4 protein-coding genes are annotated in these 5,715 nt (G+C 34.8%); all 4 read right to left on the minus strand.

Translation table 11 applies throughout. The annotated features are described in order from the left end of the window. Positions 1–447 precede the first annotated feature (447 nt). Entirely contained in the window at positions 448–1,341 is an 894-nt protein-coding gene (locus ACFX4W_RS01675) for a sigma-70 RNA polymerase sigma factor region 4 domain-containing protein (protein WP_377559201.1), read from the minus strand. A 205-nt stretch (positions 1,342–1,546) separates the two neighbouring features. Next, entirely contained in the window at positions 1,547–2,335 is a 789-nt protein-coding gene (locus ACFX4W_RS01680) for a ParB N-terminal domain-containing protein (protein WP_377559202.1), read from the minus strand. 109 nt (positions 2,336–2,444) lie between these two features. Next, on the minus strand, positions 2,445–3,746 hold the full coding sequence (locus ACFX4W_RS01685; RefSeq protein ID WP_377559203.1) for a replication protein: 1,302 nt from the start codon (positions 3,744–3,746) through the stop codon (positions 2,445–2,447). 1,052 nt (positions 3,747–4,798) lie between these two features. After that, positions 4,799–5,329, minus strand: coding sequence for a MerR family transcriptional regulator (locus ACFX4W_RS01690; RefSeq protein WP_078082396.1), 531 nt, complete (start codon positions 5,327–5,329; stop codon positions 4,799–4,801). Positions 5,330–5,715: the final 386 nt, after the last annotated feature.

The following is a 5,715-nucleotide window of genomic DNA, read 5'->3' on the forward strand; positions in this document are numbered from 1 at the left end:
ATGTCGATATTTTGGTCATAATCATATAGCATGAATACAGTTAAGACCGCCTTATACACTGATACATAATGGGCGGTCTTTGTTATAGGTATGAATAGTTTTTGAGTATCATAGAAAATAAAAAACAACCTGTCATAAAGCAGTCTGCCCAAGAGAAAGTAAGAACATTGTTAACAACAGCAATTCATAAATTATCAGACCAGAAAACACAATTTAATCAGTGAAGGAGAAAAGAGAACCCCATCTATCCGTATAGAGTCCTCTCCTTTATGGAATAAAACAATAGATAATAGTAAAGTGTAAAATATAATATTTTTAAGCATAACATGAATTTCTATGCTTCTATAGGGCTACCTTTCTTATAAAAAAGGCTGTTTCACAAAATGAATGTGCAATGTAAAGGACTAATATGTGAGAGCAGTAAAAACGATTAAAAAAAGGTAGGATTTATTGAGGTAACTTCTTTTTCCGTAGTCGGTGTAATCTCCGTTGAATTCCATGGGCTGATCTACCGATTAGTTGGCCAATTTCTTGTTGAGTACGACCTTCTTGATAAAACATGTACCATAGACGGGCATCTTCCTCTTCAGTCCACTTTTTATTTTCATATTTAGGTCGATTAAAATAATCATATTTTCTTTGTGCCTTTACCCAGTCGGGTTCTGGAATAAGAGTATTTAGGGATATCTTAGAAAAATTAATAAGTTCCTTATTCTGCTGTGCCCATTTCCAAAAGGCTGCTACGTCAATTCCTAAAAATGTTCGTGTGTTTGCTCTCAAGATGTTATAGGGCAATTCTCTTTTCTGAATCCAATTATAAATGGTATGAACATCAACTTGGAGACACTCTGCTAGTTCATATACTGTAACATTCCCTAGATGAGCTCTTACGCCACGTATACCTAAACGATATAATCTAGACTCTAATGCTTGTGTACTTCGCTGTAAGCGTCTAGATATTTGGTCAAGGGACTTGACTCCATACCATTTTACCAAGTATTCATCCTCTTTCTTTGTCCATCTGCGTAATGACGTATTTCGTACTAATTTTAACAGTCTAATTCGATTCGCAACAGAAGATGGGCTCTTGCCTAAATGTTTTCCAATCTCTCGATTGTTCATCTTATTAATATTTACTTTTAAGAACGTATCTTGGTCAGGGGACCATTTTTTGCGTATGCCATTCTGGTTGTTGCGAAGTTGTAGTCGTGAGACCCGTTTATTAACCGATTCTTTACTACGATTTAAACATTCACCAATTTTTTGGAGTGTCATCCGCCCATATTGTTCTTTTAGAAATAAATCTTCTTCCTTCGTCCACAGTTTTTGGTTTTTAGTCATTATATCTCCCTCCAATTCGCGACTTAGATGTATAGAAAGCTACGTATAGAGAATAGTAATGAAGATGTTCATCTTACCTAAACAGAGATTAAATCCTGTTTCATTTACCTTTTATCTATTGGACATAGGTTATCACTTTGTTTAGTCTGTTTTTGTCTAATTTGTCAGTGAAACGATAAACAATCGTTACTTTTTCTTTGCGTTCTTACTTTTGATACTCATATACAACAGGAACTTGATCCATTTTGACCGTTTTGGCTACGACATAACGACGGTATCCATCTTTTAAGATCTTCGATCCTTTTTCAATCGTCAATGGCTCATCTAAGCGCCCTGTACGCTTCACAAAATCGATCACTTTTTGCGTTTTTTCAGGGTTTGGGCGTGTCTTTAAGAACTCATCAGGAACGATAATATCATCAAAGTTCACTAGATCCTGAGTTCCCTTCGGTTGGTTGGATAGTGTTGTCTTTTTTTCCTCAGCCTTTTTCTCTTCTGTAGGCGCTTGTTGTACTTCTGGCTGAATAGACTTTACTTCTTTCTTCTCTTCCTTTGCTAGAGGTTGAGAAACAGGTGCTTGCGCCCCTTCCTGTTTAGTAGATTCCGTTTTCTTTTGTGTTTCAGAAGGCGCAGATGCCTCTTGTTTAGGTTCTTTTTTCTCTTCTGGCTGATTCTTCTCTTTGTCATTTTTATTCGGGAGAACCGTAATTTGAAAACAGATGACCCCTACTTCACCAGGGCATTCATCTATCGGAATATCTAACGTTGGTTCCCCTTGAATTAAAACCTTTTCATGCATGATACTTTTCTTTGTAAGCCCGGTTTTATTAAAGGCTTTCTTCGCAACAAACACCGTATACGAAATAAAGGTACTCTTCTTTAACCCTTTCGGCGCAGATGGTGACCCTTTTTCACGCATATCAAAGGCAACGTAGCGATCATATTCTCGTAGTGGTCCTGTGGCTGATCCCGTTAAGGTAATTTTATGTGGCATAATGTTCTCCTCCTGCGTAGATTATTAGTTATTGTTTATTTAGAACACAGTTCTAAATAAACATATTCTATTAAAACATCAGCTTCTAAGAGATTTCTACTTTTTTTGATTAGGAAGCTGTGTCTTTTAGCTGGTTATGTTGACGCAAACATCCTTGTTCCTCCGGTGTTAAAGCTTGTCCTAGGTCTTGTTTTACCTGAGCTATCTCCAACAAACTATACGTAGAGCTGTGCTCCTGTAGCAGATCCTCTTCTGCTGGTGTGAGATCTTGTCCTAAATCTTGCTTTAACTGAATCATTTCAAGCTGTTGATCCAAAGACATCTCTGTTTCTTTTGGAGCTTTTTCTTGTTGCTGTTCAGCTTTTAACCAATTTGGAACGAGTTCCTTACGGATAATCCGTTTTGGTGTAGCCAATGTTGTTTCTTTGCTTTCGTTATGTATAACTTCTTGTTGGTTTGCGTATACTGATGAATAATCCTGGTCTTTAGGCTTTGTTAAATCATAGAATTGATTTTTCGCAATTTGATAGATTAATCGACACATATCCCGTAGGGATAACGGATTGCCTTGTTGATTGGCTTCATGGACATATTTATCTAATCCCACAATAGATGTATACGCAATATCATGTACTTGCTCTTTTTTAATCTCAGTCTCTGTATCTCTTTTTACTGCCTTTGCTGCATTTTGAATACGAGCATAAAAGTCTTGTAGTTGATGTCCATACTTACCTGCATAGACTTGATTAACTTTCTTTGGCACACCTTTAATATAGCTGAAAGCCTGTGAAACAGATATTAAATGATTATTTATATGATTTACAGGTAAATCAAGGTTAATAAAGGCATCAGGTGATTTATCGGCCTCTAAGCTTGCTGTATCAACGTTTTCAGTACTTTCTGGATGCGTCACAGGACGTGTCACAGGAGTGGTCATTTCTTCTTGTTGAAGCGTTTGTATTCCTGTTGTATCATGGGCAAAAAAGATTTCGTCGCAAATGTGATGAAAGTTCTTATGACTTTTAAGGATAAATACATAACTGTCCGGATGAGTACCTGTTGTATCTTCTTTAATGTAACGAGCGACAATGATAAACGGTGTCGCTTTTAACGAGCGTACAAAACGAGAAACGGTACTTTTGGAAACATTAAATTTCTTCATAAGCGTTTCAGAACGGATCGCTTGAATGCCCGTAGCCACTAGGTTATAGATGACATGATCGAGCATTTCCATTCTCTTTTTAGGAAATTCTTTATGTATAGCAGATTGTTGTTGTTTAAAGTGGGCACGAAGACTTTCTAAAAACTCTTCTTTCTTTTTCCGAAGTGTGGACTTGTGGGTCCATAACCATTTGAACCGTCCATTGAAGGTGTCTACATCTTTTAAATAACAGGTCAAGATCTTTGTCATTTGTTCATCGTCTCCTTTAAGGAACACAAAAAAGACACTGTTTCCCTGGAAAAAGGAAAACAATGCCTTGATTTTAATGAACTAAGCCCTTGAAATAGATAGCTATTTCATATAAAATAAAAACATAAGTTTTATCTTATAGAAAAAATGAAACTATTAACAAGAGACTTCGACAAGTGTTTTCCCTACCGTCATTAGGGGGAACGGTTTAAGAGTGCGGTCAACACTTCTTAAACAGTTGAAGTCTTTTTTCTATTCCGGTCCTTTTTGTTAGTTTTATTATAGCGTTAACTCGTCTCAAAATTCAATAAAAATTATAATATCTCTTAAAACAATTATTTTTAACTACATATCTACGTAGAAATGAATCTATTAGAGAATAGAGTACTTAATTAGAAAATGAAATGTTTAAGACAGGGTTTGTTCAAAGGTAATAGATTCATTACTCTCTCTCTATGTTAATTCGAAAAGATTAGTTTGGGTAGTGTGATTTTTTCTCACCCTGCCTAAAAAAGAAAGATATATAAGCCTTTATCTATTAGAAATAATATTGTTTATTCCTCTCAGCTTTTATAACCCCCTTCTACATCCATTTTTTTATAAAAATAAGTTCATGACTGTAACATTTATAATCCCTTTTCTCGGTATTAAAGTTAAATTTTAGTTTATATTACATTCAAAAGTATTCTACTAGGCATACAACGTGGATTTTAGAGATTTAAGTATCTCTAAACATTAAATAATTAGGGTTTAAAGATCATTTAGTAAGACAAATGATCTTTAAACTTGCTTGTATAAAAAAAACAAGTTGAACTACAGTTCAACTTGTGGGAGGGAGCGTATATCGCAGGGCGATATATGAATGCTCATTGTTATTTTAAGTTCGACTTATGTCGTACTTATAGTGTGATTTTGTATCGCGGGGCGACATATGAATAACTAACTACTATTTTAATCCTAAATTATATCTTATTTAGGGAAAAATACTATGTCGGTGGGCGATACAGTTTTGATTGAACTATTACTTTAGCTCAAGATCAGGTTAATAGTAATTAATTATTAAAGAGACGCTGGAACCAACTTTTTTTTCTCTCTTGTTTTTCTTCAATAGTCTTTTTATAAAACTCAGTAATTTGTTTATCACGTTTTTCAAGTGAAACAGCAATATATTCTTTTTGCTCCCTCATCATATCCTGTAATTCTAACATCATATTTTTTAGCTCAGCATTCTCATTTTTTAGTGTAGTAAATTCATTACCATATTGTTTAATTATAGCTTGTAACTGGTCATTCTCCTTTATGTCGGGTGGCGACACGGGTGTCTTAGGGATATCCTCGAGGACAGTTTTTACAGCTTCTTCTAATGTAATACCAGGTGATTTACTTAGGGATTGAATATTTTCTAAAACAAGTATGTCACGTTCCAAAAAGGCCCTTTGATCATGCTCATTACGTATAAATTTATAATTATGTTTTTCCATCAAAGTAGCGTACTTGCGTACTGTTGTAACTGCTATATCTAATCTTTTAGCAACTTCGTTTGTCCAATATGCTTTTTCAGATCTTGTTGTGTCGTTTTCCATAGCGACACCCTCCTTTTATATGTAGAATTCTATATGGTAAAGTGAAGTCCTTTGTAGACCAATTTTCTTTAGAAAAAATGGTTTGCTAACTAATAAGTTACTGGGAATTAGAGATTTTTAGTAGTTATAATGTTTTAAGGCTACATCATTTTTGTAAAAGGTACTTTACCAAATTCCTTTTATTGATAGTAATAGGATTTCAAAGTATGTCTATGTAGCATTAATTGAGAAACTTATATTGATTAGAATAACATGGTTTCCCCCTATTCTAATTCTACATCAATCTGTATTGTACCTGGTAATAAAGAGCATGTCGATGGGCAACACAACTTGGCAATCCTCAATTTTAATGTCGCCCTGCATCACGTCCAGGTAATAAAGAGCAT

This window comes from Priestia sp. YIM B13489 (genome assembly GCF_042787645.1).
GTDB lineage: Bacteria > Bacillota > Bacilli > Bacillales > Bacillaceae_H > Priestia > Priestia megaterium.

Coding starts and splice junctions, on each gene's coding strand:
- ACFX4W_RS01675 (WP_377559201.1), bottom strand. CDS start 1,341: ATGACTAAAAACCAAAAACTGTGGACGAAGGAAGAAGATTTATTTCTA.
- ACFX4W_RS01690 (WP_078082396.1), bottom strand. CDS start 5,329: ATGGAAAACGACACAACAAGATCTGAAAAAGCATATTGGACAAACGAA.
- ACFX4W_RS01680 (WP_377559202.1), bottom strand. CDS start 2,335: ATGCCACATAAAATTACCTTAACGGGATCAGCCACAGGACCACTACGA.
- ACFX4W_RS01685 (WP_377559203.1), bottom strand. CDS start 3,746: ATGACAAAGATCTTGACCTGTTATTTAAAAGATGTAGACACCTTCAAT.